Origin of the sequence: uncultured Tateyamaria sp., assembly GCF_947503415.1 — a bacterium.
GTDB lineage: Bacteria > Pseudomonadota > Alphaproteobacteria > Rhodobacterales > Rhodobacteraceae > Tateyamaria.
On the sequence record NZ_CANNDS010000003.1, the window covers coordinates 114275 to 132242 of the forward strand.

A 17968-nucleotide genomic window follows, 5' to 3' on the forward strand; every position below is an offset into this window, starting at 1 on the left:
CCTTTACGAAATGGTGTGGACGTCGCCATGCGTGGCGTCGCCCAAGTACAAGCCAAAGTCGCGGTTTTGAGCTTCCTCAGCATAGCGCGTCATCATGTGATTGATGGCTGGGCTGGCGTAGCTCAGCGTGGGCAAACGCGCTGTGTGGATGGGCTCCAAGTCGGGAAACCAGTTGGTTTGCCGCGCCGTTGCGCGAACAAAAGTATAGTGCGCGCGGGTGTCAGGATCATCGAAGATTGAATAAACAGGTCCCAATTCGATGGGCCCGAAGGTTGTTGTCATGTCGCTGCGAATGGATGCACGGTCGCGACAGGTGATGGACGGAGGCTGATAACCTGCGTCGGTTTTGTCGAGCAGTACGCTATCCCCGAACGCGATGATCACGCCGCCAATTGTTGATTTCGCACTGTCGGTCAGGGCTGCGCGCTCAAGCCCGAGGCTGAAGTAGCCTCCGTTGGCAAAGCCCAGCCCGAGGTCCGCCCGGTGTTCGAATGCCATAACTTCACCGATCAGAACGACATGATCGCCTGCAGGAACGGCCTTGTATGTGCGGCATGAGAATGTGCTGACTGCACCTTCGATCACCGGCACCCCACTTGCGTCATCATGGTGCGGAGCGACACCAAACCTGTCTGCTTTAGAGCTGGCGAAGGCATTTGAGATGTCCTCTTGCCCCTCTGCCAAAACGCTGATGGCGAAGTGTCGGCAGGCAGAGAAATCTTGAAAGGATGACAGGTGATGGCCGGGGCAAACAAGCACCAAGGGCGGGTCTAGCGAAACCGATGTGAATGAATTGGCGGTAAAGCCCCGTGCTGTCCCGTCGGACCGCCTCATCGTGACAACCGTGACCCCTGTCATGAAACTGCCGAAAGCAGAGCGCAGCGCGCGGCGGTCAAGCTGGGTCATGAGAACACTTTCCGTGCCAAGTCCGACAAAGCGTCGATCACAGCGTCCGCGTGTGTCATCGGCATCATGTGCGCCGCCCCGGGGACAATCCGCGCCCGGCCCAGCGGGGCAAGGGCCGCCATGCTATTCGACATTGCTGGGGTCGAATTGGGCTCGTCGCCGCCGGTCATGAAAAGCGCGGGGCAGCAGATGCTTTTCAGTTCTGCCTCTGTCGGGCCGTCCGAATGTGCAAAGACCGAATATGTAGATTTGTATCCAGCCGGATCGACATCGGTCAGCCACTTGCGACACGCCGTCCGTGCCGGCGTCTCCTCATCTCCGAACCAACGGCGCAGCGTTGGTTCCGGATCGCCATTCGTTTTGCTGTTCAGGCTTTGGGCGCGTGTGTTCACGGCCTGTGCCGCCTCTTTGCCGCGCTTGTGGATCGCGTTGAGTGCGGCCACACCGGCAATATTGTCCGGGTGCCGCCACGCCAGTTCAAGTGCAATCATCGCGCCGAACGAGTGGCCCACCACAAGGGACTTTGCCGGCAAGATGCGACGTATGACATCGACATAATCAGAAACGGATCGGGCATTTTCGAGCCTTGCGCTGTTCCCATGCCCGGGCAGGTCAATGGCGGTGACACAATAGCCGGTGGCCAGGCTGTCGATTTGTGCGTTCCAGGCTTCGGCACGCAAGCCAACACCATGCAACAACACTACATTTTGGCCTTCGCCCGCGACGATTGCGGACAGATCCGCCTGCTCAGACCGCTGCCGGGTTGTCCAGGTCATGTCCAAGGTCCTTGAGATCTTGATACCGGTCGCCAATCCGGTGGTGCGGGCGTCCGCCGGTGGCAGCTCCCAGAACCACGACGATCTCGTCCGCGCGTGGTGCATCCGGTATCGAGAATTGCAGCGTCAAGTAATGCGAGCGGCGCCCGGTATCGTTCTTGTCCATCAACGGCACCATGATCGGTGCGCACGCGGGACCACGGGTATTGGTAAAGGCAAGGTAGGATTTCGCGCCAACGGCCTCGCGAAAGAAGTTACCAAAGCGCAGGGTGTGGATCAGACCTGAGGCATGCTCTATCTCGCCATCAAGGCCAACCACAGCCGCCTTGCCGTAGGCTTCGATGGCGTCGCCACTGCCCGCCAGTGCGATCATCCGCTCGGTCAGCAGTTGACCGAGGACGGGTCCGTACGCATGAATCTCCGGTTTCAGATCCTCGACATACCGTCCAGCCCACGGGTTTCTGACAACCGCGGCCACTCCGAACATCCGCCAAGGCGGATCGGCTGGCCGAAAGCCTTCGACCAAAACCTCTTCGTCATAAGTGACGATCTTTCGAATGTCCGGTTGCATCGTGATCCTCGTTTCCGTGTTTGCGAACTATCGAAAACGGCACTGTCTTTGACAAACGAAGGTTTTGGGGGCTTAGGTATTAAAAAAACTAATGGCTGACTTCTGCAATGGCGAAATCCCTTCCTCCGCTCACCTGGTTTCGGGCATTTGAGGCCGCAGCGAGGCATTTGAGTTTCACGGCCGCCGCATCTGAGATCGGTATGACCCAATCCGCTGTAAGTCAGCAGGTCAAAGCCTTGGAAGCGCGGTTGAATACGGCCCTGTTTGCAAGACGACCAAGGGGTCTTGCGCTGACCGATGACGGGCGCAAGCTGTTGCCTCAGGTCGGTGCTGCGTTAGAAACACTTGCCGCAGCAACGGATGTTTTCGACTCCGGTGCGCGTTCCGATCTGCTTACCGTCGCGGCGTCAGTCAGCGTCGCACAATGGATCATCTCGCCACATCTTGCTGCGTTCAGAGCAAAGCATCCGCAGATACGGCTTCGGTTTCTAAGCACGATCTGGCCGGACGATTTTCGAGCGCCGCGTGCGGATGTGGAAATCCGGTTCGGGTCGCACAAGCAAGTCGGGCAAGGCGCGACCGAGCTGCAACCGAACCGGCTCATTCCGCTGAAAGCGCCAACGCTTGAAGGGGACCTGGAAAGCCTGCCACTGATCGAAGCGGTGGGCACGGCGGGTGGTTGGGCGATGTGGCGTGATCAGGTGAGTGAGGCTTCGCAGCCTGAGGTGTTTGTCGATTCGTACGGCATGGCGTTACAGCTTGCGATGCAGGGAAATGGCGTTGCTTTGGTCAGTGAAATCCTCGCCAGTCATGCCCTGCGCACCGGGGTTTTGACGCGTGCGCATGCCGCATCGCTTCCATCTCAAGAAGGCTACTTTCTGTGGTGTTCAGACGGCAATTCGAACGCAAAAGCATTCTCCGATTGGGTTATGCGCCTTGAGCATGAATAACTGCCGTTGATACTTTTTCGGCGTAAATGCGGGCGCGAAAAAACACGACTTATCAGTGGTGACCGATGCGACGTTGAAGCTGAATGATCGAGCCGACTGCGAGCGTATTCGCGTTTTCGAAACGCCGGAAAAGCGCGTGACTGACCGCTCTTCGCGCGGCGAAACTAGGGCCGACATACGCGGACAAAGCAGATCGCCCGCAAGCGGTTTTACGCGCACATGGTTTGACTCAAAAAACCATCGATGGTTGAATTTTCACAGAGTTACGCTGTTTTTCCGTTCGTTTTTTCGCTCCAAGTACTTTCAAAAGGTCATTGGCTCATGCCGTTCGATCTGGCTTTGGTAGATCTATTCAGGCCCTATATTCTTCGGGGCGAAGCGACTGCTTGGCACGCTGTTCTTTCCGTAATCTACGTCGAAAGCTACGAAACCGCGACTGGGCCCGGTGGTATGGTCATTCGCGGTGTTGCGCGGTTTTCAGGCGACGTTGATCTGCCCACGTTTGATCCCTCGACAGGGACGCTGACGGCCGGCGCTGCCAACACCGAAGGCCATCCCCGCAATCAGCCGGACAGATCCGAACCGTGGTTGGACATCACCGACACGCGTGTGGAATTTTCGATGACGGTGCCGCGGGTGGCAGGCACAATCATCGCCAATGGTGTTGCCACGGTTTCTGGTGGGAATGCGGCATTCCAACCCCTGCGTGACGTGTTGGATGCGCTGGACACACCGCCCATCGATCCGCCACCGTCGGATTACCCGAACACAGGCTTTACGTTGGATTTGATCCTTGCCGGGATCGAATTGCGCCCGCCTTTTTTGCAAGCTGCAGAGATGCGATCCGACGGCTTGCTGATCCCGCATTCGCAACGCTCGGACGTTGTGTTTCACCTGCCAAAGATCAAGCTCCGCCTGACGCAGGGATCCGACGCAAATGCGCAGGTTCAGGTGTGCCTTTTGTCGCTTGGCGCAACGGGTCTGGACGATCCCGGCGCACTGGCAGCCGCCGAACTGGTGACGATGGAGCCGAACCACGCGTTTATCGGGCCCGGTCGGGTGGTCGGGTTTGGTTTCCGGTCTGCGTATCTTGATCTGTCTGACGGTTACACGCCGCCCGAAGTGCTATCGCAATTTGGCTTCGACGAGGCGTGGACAGGTCTTTACCTGCCCGAGATTCGTATCTTCTTTTCCCCGAATGGGGCCGAGGATTTTGCCGTCAACGCCGGCGTGGAGAACCTGCTGATCGGCATCGGCGGCTCCAATGGTGTGACAGGCGACTTCGATGTGGCCGTCATCAATCAGGGCAGCGGCGATCTTGCCGTGGGCGCGAATTTTTTCACCAGTGACCGGCAAGGCATAGGGATCACGCGAACGGGGCCAGGCACGGCAACTGCTGCATTGCCGGAAACCACCCGGCTTGCCGTTGATATACGCGGGGGTCGGGCGCCCTACACCGTGACGGTTGATCAGGGCAGCGGTGTGCAAGCCGGTGTTGTGCACGACGTGACGACGCCCGCGACGGGTACACGCACAATCACGATCACTGCCAGCGACACCAGTGCGCCGCCCAAGCAGGCGGAGCTTGTCATCACCGCCGCGCGGCGCGCACCGCCTGCCATTGCGCCGCCACCGGGCGAGCCGCTTGCAGCCATTCTGACAACCACGTCCATTTCGCGCGAAATGCAGTCACTGCCTGCGCCGCCGCTGGTGCTGCTGAACGATAACCGTCAGGCGGGCACTGTCCGCGTCAGCTTGGCAGGTGTGACAGTTCCGCCCGGAACCGAGTGGATTGTCGATGGTGGGCCGCCAAGCTTGGGGACCAGCGTCGATATCAATGTCGCTGGGGGGCAGAGCCGCAGCATCGAAGCGCGAACGCCGTCGGATTCGATCTCATCCCTGACGGCCTATTTCCGTTTCGACACCCCGCCCAAAAACGATCCGCTCAACTACTCGCGGGCGACCGGCAATATTCGGGATGATCAGGCCCTGATCGCCAGCGAGACGTCGAATTGGAGACCGGGGGCACAGCCCTTTGATATCGCCCATGCCGGCGTCCTTTCGCGGATCAACCCCAAGGATGTCACCATCACCGGCACTGCCAGTTACGATGGCAACGAAGGCAAGGCGCAATACAACTGGTTGCTGAGCCAGCGACGCGCCGCAGGTGTGCGGGCGCTGATCGATGACCGTTTTCCGCCTGGCTTTACCGGAGCGGACTCACCATCCGGGCCCACCTTTACCGTCAGCTGGCGTGACAACACCTGGAGAACCCAGGGAGAGCCGAACAGGTCACAGTATTGGAGCGCCGAAATAGGCGGGTTCACCGTAAATTTCCCCGGCGAGGAGATCATCGGAGATGTCCGTCGCCCGGATGTTCCAGACCCGCCACCGCCGCCTGAGGTCACGGACACACCTCCCAGTGATCCGGCCACTCCGGATTGGTTCCGGTCTGCTCGCCTTAAGGTGCGGATCATCCGTAATCAGTTTGTAGCTCTTGAGCTGTCCGGCCAGATTGATTTCCAGACGGGTGTCGAAGGCGCGTTGCAACGCGGCGGGGCCGGAGAAACACCAGACGACATCCGGGGCGTCGGCAACAACCCCGCCGATGGCATCACCGATTTCCTGTTCCTTTATCAAACTGACCCGGCCAGCCAGACGGACGAGGTGAAATTGTACATCGGGGCAGACCCGGCGGACAAAGACGGGTTGGTCATGACGGGTCAATTGCCAGGTCAGGCGCTGCAGCCCAAGAATTTTGGGCGCGACCTGTTGGGTATGACAACGGTGTTCACACCGCTGTTGTCGGAAATCGCCCCGGCGAACCCCGCAGACGGAGGTGTCGCACCCATCGTTGCCTCGGCGGCGGTGATCGGCGTCGCAACGGGCTTGGCCACCGCCGGTTTCTTCAATGTTGAGCGGGTTATCCTGTTCGGTGGTGAAGGTGCATTCCGCAGGCAGGGTGACAATTGGCAGGTGAGCTTCCTCTTTGACGTGGAAACTGCCGTGTCCATGAACTTGTCGTTTGGCGGAGGGGACCCGCTTCTGGAAATCCCGCGCGATACGCCATTGGCCGTGCGATACAAGGCCATCGGTCTCAGCTTCGGTGAACCTCCGGGCAGCGGGGGGCGGTTCGAATTCCGTCCCGTCTTTGACAGTTCCAAAGGGTATTCGATTGATGTGTCGGGCCCCGGCGCCATCCGGGTTGCCGATCCGTTGGGCCAGATATTGCAAGTTTTGGGCGCTCGCATCGCGCGCACGAACCCATTGAGCTTCGAGATTGATCTGGGCTTTGCCATCGACTTGGGCGTGGTGTCCGTGGAACGCGCCCGCGTCCGCATGCCGGTGGATCCGCTTGGTCCGCCTGAGCTGACAGCCTTTGGCGCTGGCCTGAAAGTGCCCGGAGTGCTCGAAGGTTCAGGGTACATGGAGTTCAACGACGGCGCTGACGGAACCGAGATCAAAGGCGGCATCGATGTGCGCTTGATCCCGGTGAAGATGCGGATCGCGGCTCAGATCGCGATTGCGCAAATCCCGGAAAGCGCGGGCGGACCCGCCACCGGTGTTGCCGTCGCCTTGGAAGTCGAACTGCCTGTGGCCATCCCGCTTGCCCAGTCCGGTTTTGGCATATATGGCTTTGTTGGTCTGTTCGCGATGCATTACGCGCGGGACGAGGATGGGATCACGTCGCTTACGCCTGCGCTTGAATGGCTCAAAAACCGCGCCAATGGCGACCCCACGAACCTGCAGGCGTGGAAGACCAATGTGGACAGCTGGGCCTTTGGCGTCGGCATTACGCTGGGCACGATGGGCAGCCCGATCATCTTCAACGTCAAGGGCATGTTCCTGCTGGAACTGCCGGGCCCTCGGGTCTTGTTGGTGGTCAAGGCAAACCTGTTGGCAGTGCTTCCCGCCCTAAAGGACAAGAATGCCGAAGGCACGTTCCTGTGTGTCATCGACCTCGACTTTGGTCGGGGCACGCTGACAATCGGCATTTCCATCGATTTCACAATCGATCCGCTGGTCGAAATCAAGATTCCGATCGAGGCGTTCTTCAACCTCAAAGATGGCAAGTTCTGGCACGTTTATCTTGGCAGCTTTGCTGGCAGTGACCTGCAGGGGAACCCGCTGCCTGGCCCAATTCGTGCATCTATTCTAGGGGCATTCGACGGATCGGGATACGTCATGTTCTCCGGCCATGGCATTCCGAGTTACCAGCCCCCCGGGAACAATCTGCCCGCACTCAGTCAGGTCAATGGCTTCGGCATCGCCGCCGGTCTCGAAGTGTCGATCATCTGGGGCAACACCTCGATCAACCTGTACTTGAAGGTGACCGCCGGGTTTAACGCCATTATCGGCTTCCAGCCGTTCTATGTTGGCGGTCTGCTGTATCTACGCGGGGAGCTGAAGCTGTTCATCATCAGCCTGTCGGCGTCAGCGGCGTTGTCGGCGCAGGTGGGGGAACGGGCTGACGGCACGCAAGTCAGTCGGATCGACGGAGAGGTTTGTGGCGAGCTGAACCTCTTTTTCTTCAAGATCAAGGGCTGTGTGGATTTCCACATCGGTGAGGATTCCAAAATTCTGCCGCCGCCACCCGAACTGTACGCGGGTGCTGTTCTGGTCAGCCGCACACCCGCGCTTGCCGAAGGCACGGGCGTCGACCGCGGGATCGACAGCAAGATTGGCGACATGCCGCGCGGCAGCAGCCAACCTGCCGACAGCGAGATGCCAGTTGTCCCGATTGATGCGATCCCGGTTCTGAGCCTTGCAATGCCCGCCCTCGACGGTGGCATCACGCCGCTTGGCCAATCACCCGGGGGCAGCACCGGTGCGCCGTCTGGTGGTTTCATTGCCCGCGGTGATTTTGCGTATCGCTACACGATGACTGAGGTGTCTTTGGAGCGCGTGGGCGAAAGTGACGTTGTCCATCCCGGTAACACGCCGTCCACGTGGTGGACACTTGAGCCGCCTGACGGTGAGAACCTGACCACGCATCTGTCCCTGCTCAACTGGACGCCGAACCCTGCACCCAAGGCGTTGGAACGGTCGGAAATCCTCGAAGAAACAATACGAGAGCGTTGGGGTAACGTCTGCAACCCTGCTGCTCCAGCCGCCGCGGTTTTGTGGACCTTCGCAGATGAACGCCTTGGTCCGTCACCGACGGGTTGGGATTTGACAGGTATCGCATGGCCAGACCCCGAGGACACAACGCGTTCGGCCGACGCAGACACGGCCCTGCATGTGCACGAGACGTGGCGGACAAAGGACGCCGAATTGGACCAGTTGCGCGGCATTATCCCGGCAGTGGTCGAAGGTGGCTTGGTCAACTGTGCGCCTGATCCAAGCGATGACATACCCCAAGTCGGGGACGGTTTCGTCGGGCGCGATATCACTGGCCGCCCAGTTTTCGGAACGGTCAACACGGACACCGGAAACGATCTGGAGATAGGGCGGGAAGAACTGGAGCTTAACCTCGATATCGGACGGACGCTTCGCGGGGTAGCGCCCAACCTTTCGTTGGGGACAGGCACATTGAACGATGGTCTGACCGCCGCGACCGACAGAGACGTCACAACGCGGGCGTTCACGAACCGGACAAGCCGCTTGGCAGAACGAGCGCTGGTGGACCGGGCAGTTGTTGGATCGTTTGGATCTTCGCGCAACGTAGACAACCTGACGGCAGAACGACTTGACCTTGGCGAAGCCGCGCGGCGGCTGAAACAGGGATTGGCCTTGGACCGCAGCATGTTGCTTGGTGTTGCAAATGGCACCGCGCACGCGGCGGCGACGACCCATGTCCCCGGCGGGCCTCCGGGTGATCAGCCGCAATGCCCAGGCCGCGTACTGGCCTCACCGCTTTGGGACACTGGCGAACCGGTTGTCTTTGGTGACTTGAGCCGCGCCGACGAAGTGGCGGATCGGCTGGCCGAGCTTGGGGTCAAGCACGGACCCTTGTCGGATGTCATCGAAGTTGACAGCGGCGGTATTGTCGACGGTCACCTGCTGATGTGGGTCAACCGCGGCTTGCTGAACGATGAGCAGGGGACAGGCCGCGGGTTGATGATTCATTTCCTTGATGACGACGGAAACGTACTGGACGTGCGCCCGGTGCGCGTATCGGATCTGCTGTCAATGACCAGCATGCCGCCGCGCTGGGCTGATTTGAACGGACCATGGTTCGAAGACCTGTATCATACGGTTCTGTATGGTCAGTCACGCCTGTCGCCCCGCCAACCTGTCTGTGTGAAACTTGAGCCACCCAAGGAGGCGACGCGTTTCCGCATTGGCGTTCTGTATCTCGACGAAAAGCAGGCCAGCCGGTTCGAGCAGCAGGGGCGGCCATTCTATGTCGGTGCCATCGAACTCACCCGGTTGGGCGAGGTCGAGCGCGAGGATTACGACACCGCCGAAATTCAGAAGGACCGCGATGTGGTTCAGGAGTTCCTCGGCCCGATGAGCGCCGATGTCGCCCTGCTGTTCCCAGACTCGGTTTATCGCGTGACATGCCGCAGCGACGTGCGCATCCGCGATGACGAAGGTGTCGAAAGCGATGCGGCCGCTCAAACTGCCGAGTACTGGTTCCGCACCGATGCAGACGCGCCGACGCGGCTGGATCCATGGATCCTGTGCACCTTGCCGGCAGAGGGCGAAGCGCATGTGTTTGGCCTCGACAACCCGCGCATCGTGTTCGCGACAAATGCCGTCGACCAACTCTTTGCGGCCTACGGCAAAGAGTTGCGCGTGCGGCTCAAGGCGGCCTCGTTCAAGCAGGTTGAGGAACCGGGCCTTCCGCATCCCGTTCCAATCGATGCGGGCACGCTCGAGAACGTGCAAGCGCATGTGTTATCGCCATTCGAAGCGGTGCTTCAGGACGTCATCAAGGAAACCGGTCCATGCGTGGATGTTGCTGGCGACCGGGTGCGCCATTCCATGGTCAAACTGCCGATCCCGCTTGATCCGTACACTGACTACGTGATGGACATCGAATCTGTGGACATCGGCGCACCCGCTGAAACGGTGGGTGATCGGGTCTACCGTCTGAACTTCTCGACCGGCCAATTCGGACTGACCGAGGACTTTGCAAGAGACGTGCAAGCCACATTGACCGAGGATCGTTTTGTAGAAGCCGGAGCGCTGCAAGCGATTGGCAATGACCCACGGTTTGCTGGCCGGGAACTCGACAGTATCGTGCCGGGTCAGACATTGCTGACCACCATGGGCCCCGAACTGGACGAGGAACTGGTGGGCGCGGGCCTTGAGCCAATGGATGTACCGGGCGCGGCCCGTGTGATCGTCTTCTGGGAACAGGCCAATCCGGGTGCCGATCCACAACCGGCGGCCATTTTGCTGGATGCAAGTGAACCAATGCATCGGACACGGCCATTGCCGCAGGAAGTCACTGAGGAAGATCCCGATGGGATTGCCACAACCCGCTGGCGGCTTGAGCCGACACCGTGGCTGTCGATCGCGGAAAGTGCTGCCTCCGACAATGTCGTGGACACGATACTGTTTTCGCCAGGTGCGCAGCGCGCGCTGATCACACTCAAGCCCGGATCACGAGGGCAAAGCCTGCGCATCAACATGGTCCGCAAGGCATTTTCGGAGCCGTACCTTGATGAAGGCCTTGGCGGCGATGTCGAGTTTGAAATCATTGCAACCGATCTGACCCGCGCACCGTGGGAAGAGGACTAGGAGGGACCGATGAACCGTATTTTCAACCCTTACCGGTTCCGTGGCCAAGGTGCGATGATCACTGGCGACGCGCTGTTTCGCCCGTTCGCAGACGAAAGCGGGGTGGTCACCAGCCCGTTCGGACCTTCGGCAGATGTGGCCGCAACTCATGAAACCCTGCGCACGACGCGCGGCGCACCCCAAGGTCTGGACCTGAAGGATTTTGGCAATCGGACGCTGGCAGTCTTTCTGCGCTGGCAGGTCAACCCGCGCATCGGACTGCCGTCCGAACCTTTCAAGGTTTGGCGCCGTGTCGCCTTTCCGCTTTTGCAGAATCCCGAACCGGTCCTGTCGCACAGGGTCTCGCTGCCCCCGCTTGGCACGGTGCATCGATTCAGTGAACCGGTGATGTCGATTACCGTGCGCATCAGAAGCCTTGGGCCCGCGCTTGGCGTGACCATCGTACCGCTGGTGAACGGGGTCGGGTTCGAAAACATGTTGGGATTTGAAACCCTGAACATCCCGGCCAACGGCGTGCGCACATACCGGTTCTATGCCCCGTTCATAACAGCTGTAATGATTGCGGGAGCAGATGGGCAGGAAGTGTCTGCCGTTGGCGAGGCATTGTCGCAGGCAGAAAAAATCCAAGGCTGGGAGCTGGTGGAAACGGTGGGTCTGCCAGTTGATCCCAACGAATTCAGTGACCTGGACGGACAGGAGCATGGCATAGATCAGGGCATGGTGGGTCAGGAAGTGCCGGCACGCGAAGCGGCCAAGCAACGCTTTTCCCGCGGGTTGAATCCGTTCGGATGGTACCCGGCTTTCCCAACGGGGGACATGGCACCGACATGGGAGTTGCCTGACGTCGACGGCATGATTGACGATGCCAACAAGACATTGCTCGAGATGCTGCACAGGGCGCTGCAGGCACCACCCAACCAGCAGGTCAATGTACTGGATCACCACGTCATCCGCCCACCCGAAAACGCGAATGGCGACAGCATGCCAGCCGAAGATGGCGAAGCGCGCGTGTCGTCGGTCAAGCTGATGCAGATGGCGGTTGCCACAGATCCCATGCAATCCGTCTTGATGGGGTTTGGCACCGGATATCCTTATGTCGATCTGGATCCGATCCACTTTGGGGAGCAGAGCTTTCTCGGTTCATCAGATATGGCCGACTATGATTTCATGGTCACTGGCTTGTGGAACAAGGGGTTGGATGGCGACAGTGAACCACGCGAATACGCAGCACTCATTCCCCGCCCGCGCCGTGTCACCCGCCCGTTTCCTCCCGGTGACATGCGCGTTCATTTCCTTTCCCATCAACGACCCGCCGCCCCCGATGGAAGTTGGGTGGCCACCAGCCGCGCGAGTTGGGAGCAGTTGCCACTCGACAACATCAACGCGGTGTCCAGCTTTGCCTTCGGCCGGGCCGAGGGCGGTGTTGCAGGTCCTGCAACCCCGTTGATGGAGCCACGCCCCTCTGGCAAGGGCCTTATGCCGATCGGCAACAATGAAAACTTGCAAGACCCTGAATACCCACGGCAATCCGCATCGGACACCGGATTTGTCATCCCCAATTCACCCGGATCGGTAAGCGCGCAATACGGCGTGGCCACCCAAAATATCTTTGGCATCTGGAGCCCGTGGGGCACGCAACCCTTTTCAAGCACGCAACCAGAACCGGACACGGTCAACATCATCTCGGCTGAGATGCGACCGATCGATACGGGCAGTGGCACGGTGTGTCCCGCCGACTTGGTGGTGGAATTCGTCGTTGATTGGCGCGTCCGTTCCGTCAACAGGATCGATTTTGCCGGGCGTTTGTTCTCGGCGGACACACGCCACACGCCGGCACCCGGTGGATTACCCGGCGGATTGCAGAAAAGCATTGGTGGACCATCACAAAACGTCTTCATCGAATTTGCGGGTGACGTGCCATCACTGGTCGACCCAAGTGTGCCGGGCTTGAATGGTGCTGCCAACGTCATCAGTCTGGATGTTCAGGGGGAGGCCGAAGTTGGAACGCCTGGATTTGCCAGCCAAGGTCATGCGCGACGCTACCGTGTGACCATCCCCGGGTTTTCGCTGGATTATGCAGGCACCCCGCATGTGGGTCTTGCGATGCGCGCGCGCCTGCGAGAAGCCTTACCACCGGGGCGCATAGGCAGTTTCGGTCCGCGCAGCAAATTGACATACGCGTCGGATCCCCGATCTCGTCCGACGCAAGTGATCGAAATAGTGCGGCTTGCCAGCTTGCCGGATGCCAAAGGTGAATGCCACGCTATCGTCGAATGGCAGTCCGTTGCGGGTGCGGATGGCTATATCCTTTACCAAAGTACGGAAACCCGGATGCTGGCGAGCCGGGATTTGCCCGAGGCTTTGCCCGGCGTGACGCTCAGCACGCGCCTTGCAACCCTCAAAGCCGCATTTGAGGCATCGCCTGACAGGCGCGACTTCAATCGCGTGAACAAGACCTTGCTGACCGGAACCAATCTGGATGTTGCGCTGCCACGTGGATCGCAAGCCATTCATCTCTTTGTAGTTATTCCGATCAGCGCTGGCGGTGTCGAAGGTCCTTGGCCAAACGGACCGGATGCAAGCATGCAGTTGATCCCGTTCGTCGCCCCGCGCACCGCGACACCTGCACCCCCCACCATCGAGGCGCAGCGCATCGAAGAACCGGGTGGCTTTGCGGCACGCATACGTGTGGAAACCCGTCCCAGCTCTGGCGCACGCCCTGGCCGAATTGATCTGTATCGTACCCGTGTCGCGGATGCGGCCAGACAGATCGACAGCATGGGGCCGCCGCTTGTTTCACTGACCGGCAGCACGGCAGATTGGATGGTCGGCACCGACACAAACGGGACCGAGACGTGGATTACCGATGTTGCAGGCGACGACGCGCCGACCGGGTCGTGGAAGCCGCAGTGGTATCGGGCCATCGCCTGGGGGCTTGATGACGCACAACGCGGTGTACGCAAGGGCCGGGGGCGACCTTCGCCCGCCGTTCCTGTGGTGATACCGCCCGCTGGCCCACCGCAACTGTCGCCCCCCGTTCTAACCTGGCCCGGTGGGGGCAATCTGGGTGATATCCTGTTGTCCACGGCGTCGAATGCGCCCATCGCACCGACCAGTTTGGGGCCGCACACCTTGTCCGCCGAAGTGCGTCTGGAGGGGGAGCCGACGCTGCATTACTACACCATTGCGCCTGAGGCAGGCGATGATCCTCTAAACCCCGGTCAAAAGCTTCCAGGTGCGACGCCCTTGGACTTGATCCCGGAAGTGCCCGAGATGACGCAGACCGCTCTGTGGCGCGCGCCTAACGGCCTGGATCGCAACTATCGCCTCTTTATCCGCCGTCCAAACACAAGACCTGCTGGCAGCATCTTGTTGCGCATGACGGATCCGCTGGGACGGGTAACTGAACGCACCGTCAGTTTTGGCGAAGGTTCCATCATTCCGCTGCCGGATCTGAGTGATGTCGACCGGTTCAGCATCACGGGTCGGGGCACGGTGTATTCGGTGACCACCGACGCGCCTGTTGATGGCCCTCTCGAATATCGGGTTCGGATTTCCATCCGGCCTGCAGGCGGTGGCGGTATCTTGGGAACGGACAGGTTCCGTGATTTGCGTGAATTGCCAGACGCCTTCGATCGCTTTCGTCCGATACCGGACGAAACCCCGACCCCTGGCTTCCGTATCCCCCGACCATTCGAACCCCGTCCCGGTCCCATTATTGATCTGGGAACCAATCGCCCGTCGTCACAATTCAAAACGGACGGGCGCAACCTTGTGTACGACGCACCGTTGGATGAAGTGCCTATCGGTGGACGGCCGACAGCATCCGGCGCGCAGGCTCCGCTTTATGTCGCCACCCGGCAAAAGATCGGTGCGCGCACCGGCATCACCGTATTGGCCCGTCAGGACATTCGCAGCATCACGTTCGAGATCATCATGCCGGATGGGCGACGCGTCTCTAGTTCGGATCGGGATTGATCGCCATGACACAACTGAATGTCTTCACCCTGACCCCTCAAGCCGCCGCACAGGCGCTGCAAGACAATGGCCTCGATGCGCTTGGGTTGACCATGCCGCACTTGTCCAACGCTTGGGGTGCCGCCGATCCCAGCTTTGACAGCTCCACGTTGCGACTGACACCGTCCGGCAACGCGCTGGCACCTTTTCGCGGAACATTGGAATATCTGGATCAGGGCCATGAGTTTCGCGGTGTCACCGGCGCTGGGATAACTGGTCCCGTTGCTGCCTTTCGCCTTCACCCGCAGGCTGTCACACGGCTGTCGAGCCTTATGGCGCGTTACGCCGTGGCACCTGCACCCCATCATCGGCCCGTTCCGGAAACGCTGGTGTTCACTGGCGCAGTGCCTGCACCTGATCGCTCGCCGCAGACCTATGAACCCGGCGAAAGCCTGGGCCGGAACGAGCCGATGAGCTTTCATGACAGCCGTGGTCTGATTATCGATCCCGTGGCGGTCGCAGCGTTGTTTGATGACTTGATCACCGCATTCCCCGCTCTGGATTTTTCGGGCGGCGCAGGCACCGGAGGGGCAGGGGGCGTGGGCAGTATTGCGGGTCTGGCTACCGGAGTTGTGGCGCAGGTTGTCGATTTGCATGGCAACCCCTTCGTGGCGCCACTTGGCGATGTCGGTATCGAAAAGCAGGACGGGGCAGATACGCAGACCGGAACGCCTGACGGGTCGGGCTTGGTGACGCTTGGCACAGGCGAGGTGCTGGCCGCGACCGGCACGGGCGCAGACACCCGGATCCGCCTTGGTTGGGCCACGGGTGGCACGATGGCAAGCGGGCCATTGGCGCAACCCGGATTGCCGGGAGGCGTGACGTTGCCCCGCCAATTCCTGCGCGCCTTTGCCGTTGACCTTAATTGGCATTTGCGTGGCAACCGTACAACAAGTCCGGTGGTCGGTGTACCTGCCGAGGACGGTGACATGCCGGATGACCTCAAACCGCAGGTGCGGACCGAGGTGATTGTGGATTACGCCGTTGACGGCCCGGATTTGATGGCGCTGTCGAACGCCGTTCTGGCCCGGATGGACGGCGCAACAGGCAACCCCTTGATGTTTGCGGCGGCCCCGATCATTGCGGATGGCGTGGCGGCGCCGCTTGCACCGGGGGCACCTGCACGGTGGCCCGCATTTCCGGCCCCGGCGGGCGCCGGTGTCTTCGGAGCCAACCCGGCCCCATTGGTCGGGGCGACCGCGTCTTGGACTGCAGATGAGGATGTGGTTGTCACTCTTGCCGCCAACGCGGTGCCTGATGGATGTTCAGTGCGCATCTACAACCAACGGTTCATCTCCATCCCTGCAATCGGCGAAACGCCGTCTTTCAAACGGGGGGACGGCGGCGCGTCTATCGCCGTGGCGGGTCAACCGACCCTGATCCTGGTGCACAATCCGATGGGGCTGGAACCGGGCGACCCGAAACCAGACCCGGCAACGCTTGTCTTCGATATGGTCGTGACCCCACGTGCGCAAAATCGCCGTTTGTTTGCCGCACGAACCCTTCCCATTGCAGCGGGTCCTGCCGCTGTTCCTCCGGACGCTTTTGCGCCAGTGCTCGACCGCATGGCCGCTGTACCGGACACGGTGAAATCGGTCGCTCCCGTGCCGCTTTTTGGCACCGATGATGGCCCTGCCGATGGCGGAGCGGGCACGCCAGCTGACGCAGCGCGCGCGCTGGCGTCCGAAACGGTGCCGCGCACCGGGCCGCGCTTGCCCACCATGGGACGTCTGGAGGCCATCGTGGTCAGCGGTATCGGGTCTGCCGCGATCAGCGAAGGGCTTGACTGGGACGGTGTCCTGAGCGGCACGTCCTGGAGCCGTGATGCGATGTCGGCCAATCACGCGCAAGGCAATCCCGGCAACCCGCCGGGGCCTGATACGCACAGCGCAGGCGTGCGCGTTGAGGGGGCGCTGGCTTACGACCTCGCCCGTCATGCCGTTCGGCGTGTCCAGCCATTCATTCCACTGCCTGGCGGTCCACCCCCCGCTCAGGCGCCGGGGTGGCTTGCGATGTCGGGTGGCGACAACATGAACCCGCCGGAACGGGCAGGGGCGCCGCCAGCCGATGCAACCTCGTCAGGTGTATTGCTGCAATCCATCGCTGCCGTGGCCGAAACGCCGGAACTGTCGCTTTTGCCGCCGGGCAATCCTTTGGATTCTGCGGCGCCGATCGACGTGCAAACAGTGATCAATGATGTGGCGAGCGCCATTGGCATTCCGGCACCGATGATCGACGTCACAAACGGCAATCGCTTGCTGAACGAATTGCGACGAGAGTACGAATTGTCGGTCAACGGCGCACGTGATGCGCTCTGGTCATTGGCGCGCGCCTTTCATCAAGCGGAAGAGCTTGTGTACATCGAAACCGCCGGGCTTGCGCGCACGCTCCACGCCGGGGCAGGCGCGGGAGCCATCAGCATAGATCTGATGCAAATACTTGCAGATCGATTGGCGGTACAACCACGGCTGAAGGTCATTATCTGCACCCCTCGCGAGACCGACTTTGTACCACCCCCGTTTGTGCGTGCCGCGATCCAATTGCGGAATGAGGCGCTGACAGCGCTGACGTCCGGTGCCATGGAGCGTGTGGTGGCCTTTCACCCCGGGGGCTTCCCGGGGCGTGCGGCCAAACTGCCCGGAACGACAGTGATTGTGGACGACGTTTATTCCCTGACAGGGGCCACTCATCTGCGGCGTCGCGGGGTCAGTTTTGACGGTAGCGCAGCGGTGGCATCGGTTGATCACTCCATCGCTCAGGGCTACAGCGCAAAGGTGCGCAACCAGCGGGTTCTGTCTTTGGCTGCAAGGATGGGTATTGCGCAGCGCGATCCCATGGGATTGCCAACGTCAGACTTCATCCGGTTGCAACGGCCGTCTGCTGCGTTCTCATTGGTCCATGACGTCGTCGAACAGGGCGGTCTTGGCCGTGTTGAGCCAAATTGGGAGGGGCCCAGCGATGCCACTGTCATTCCCCAAACCGCAGATGTGGCGGACCCCGATGGAAGTGATGGGGCAAATCTGACCCTGTTCCTGGCGGCTTTGCTCAGCTGACCG

General features: G+C 60.6%; 7 protein-coding genes. 4 read left to right on the forward strand and 3 right to left on the reverse strand.

Annotation, left to right across the window (positions count from 1 at the left end):
- Positions 1-3 precede the first annotated feature (3 nt).
- Genes Q1A32_RS17210 through Q1A32_RS17220 form a run of 3 tightly spaced genes read right to left on the reverse strand, consistent with a single transcriptional unit; the run spans position 4 to position 2253 of the window.
- Complete coding sequence (locus tag Q1A32_RS17210; protein ID WP_299655909.1) at positions 4-906, reverse strand: flavin reductase family protein; 903 nt, start codon at positions 904-906, stop codon at positions 4-6.
- Positions 903-1682, reverse strand: coding sequence for an alpha/beta fold hydrolase (locus Q1A32_RS17215; RefSeq protein ID WP_299655911.1), 780 nt, complete (start codon positions 1680-1682; stop codon positions 903-905). Before Q1A32_RS17215 ends, Q1A32_RS17210 begins: the two co-directional genes overlap by 4 nt.
- Entirely contained in the window at positions 1654-2253 is a 600-nt protein-coding gene (locus tag Q1A32_RS17220) for an amino acid synthesis family protein (protein ID WP_299655913.1), read from the reverse strand. The genes Q1A32_RS17215 and Q1A32_RS17220 overlap by 29 nt, the downstream gene beginning before the upstream one ends.
- Before the next feature lie 107 nt (positions 2254-2360).
- On the opposite strand from Q1A32_RS17220, the gene Q1A32_RS17225 reads away from it, so the two are divergent.
- The 4 genes from Q1A32_RS17225 to Q1A32_RS17240 all read left to right on the forward strand — a co-directional run bounded on the left by Q1A32_RS17225 (position 2361) and on the right by Q1A32_RS17240 (position 17965).
- A complete protein-coding gene (locus Q1A32_RS17225) occupies positions 2361-3203 on the forward strand; it encodes a LysR family transcriptional regulator (protein WP_299655915.1) in 843 nt (280 codons plus the stop codon).
- Positions 3204-3524: 321 nt separating this feature from the next.
- Entirely contained in the window at positions 3525-10895 is a 7371-nt protein-coding gene (locus Q1A32_RS17230; protein WP_299655917.1) for a hypothetical protein, read from the forward strand.
- Positions 10896-10904: 9 nt separating this feature from the next.
- Positions 10905-14873, forward strand: a complete 3969-nt coding sequence (locus tag Q1A32_RS17235; RefSeq protein WP_299655920.1) for a hypothetical protein — start codon at positions 10905-10907, stop codon at positions 14871-14873.
- 5 nt (positions 14874-14878) lie between these two features.
- Complete coding sequence (locus Q1A32_RS17240; protein ID WP_299655923.1) at positions 14879-17965, forward strand: hypothetical protein; 3087 nt, start codon at positions 14879-14881, stop codon at positions 17963-17965.
- Positions 17966-17968 lie beyond the last annotated feature (3 nt).

What these genes read in the sequence shown, in the direction of transcription:
- Q1A32_RS17210 (WP_299655909.1), bottom strand. Translation starts at nt 906, where the DNA reads ATGACCCAGCTTGACCGCCGCGCGCTGCGCTCTGCTTTCGGCAGTTTC.
- Q1A32_RS17215 (WP_299655911.1), bottom strand. Translation starts at nt 1,682, where the DNA reads ATGACCTGGACAACCCGGCAGCGGTCTGAGCAGGCGGATCTGTCCGCA.
- Q1A32_RS17220 (WP_299655913.1), bottom strand. Translation starts at nt 2,253, where the DNA reads ATGCAACCGGACATTCGAAAGATCGTCACTTATGACGAAGAGGTTTTG.
- Q1A32_RS17225 (WP_299655915.1), top strand. Translation starts at nt 2,361, where the DNA reads ATGGCGAAATCCCTTCCTCCGCTCACCTGGTTTCGGGCATTTGAGGCC.
- Q1A32_RS17230 (WP_299655917.1), top strand. Translation starts at nt 3,525, where the DNA reads ATGCCGTTCGATCTGGCTTTGGTAGATCTATTCAGGCCCTATATTCTT.
- Q1A32_RS17235 (WP_299655920.1), top strand. Translation starts at nt 10,905, where the DNA reads ATGAACCGTATTTTCAACCCTTACCGGTTCCGTGGCCAAGGTGCGATG.
- Q1A32_RS17240 (WP_299655923.1), top strand. Translation starts at nt 14,879, where the DNA reads ATGACACAACTGAATGTCTTCACCCTGACCCCTCAAGCCGCCGCACAG.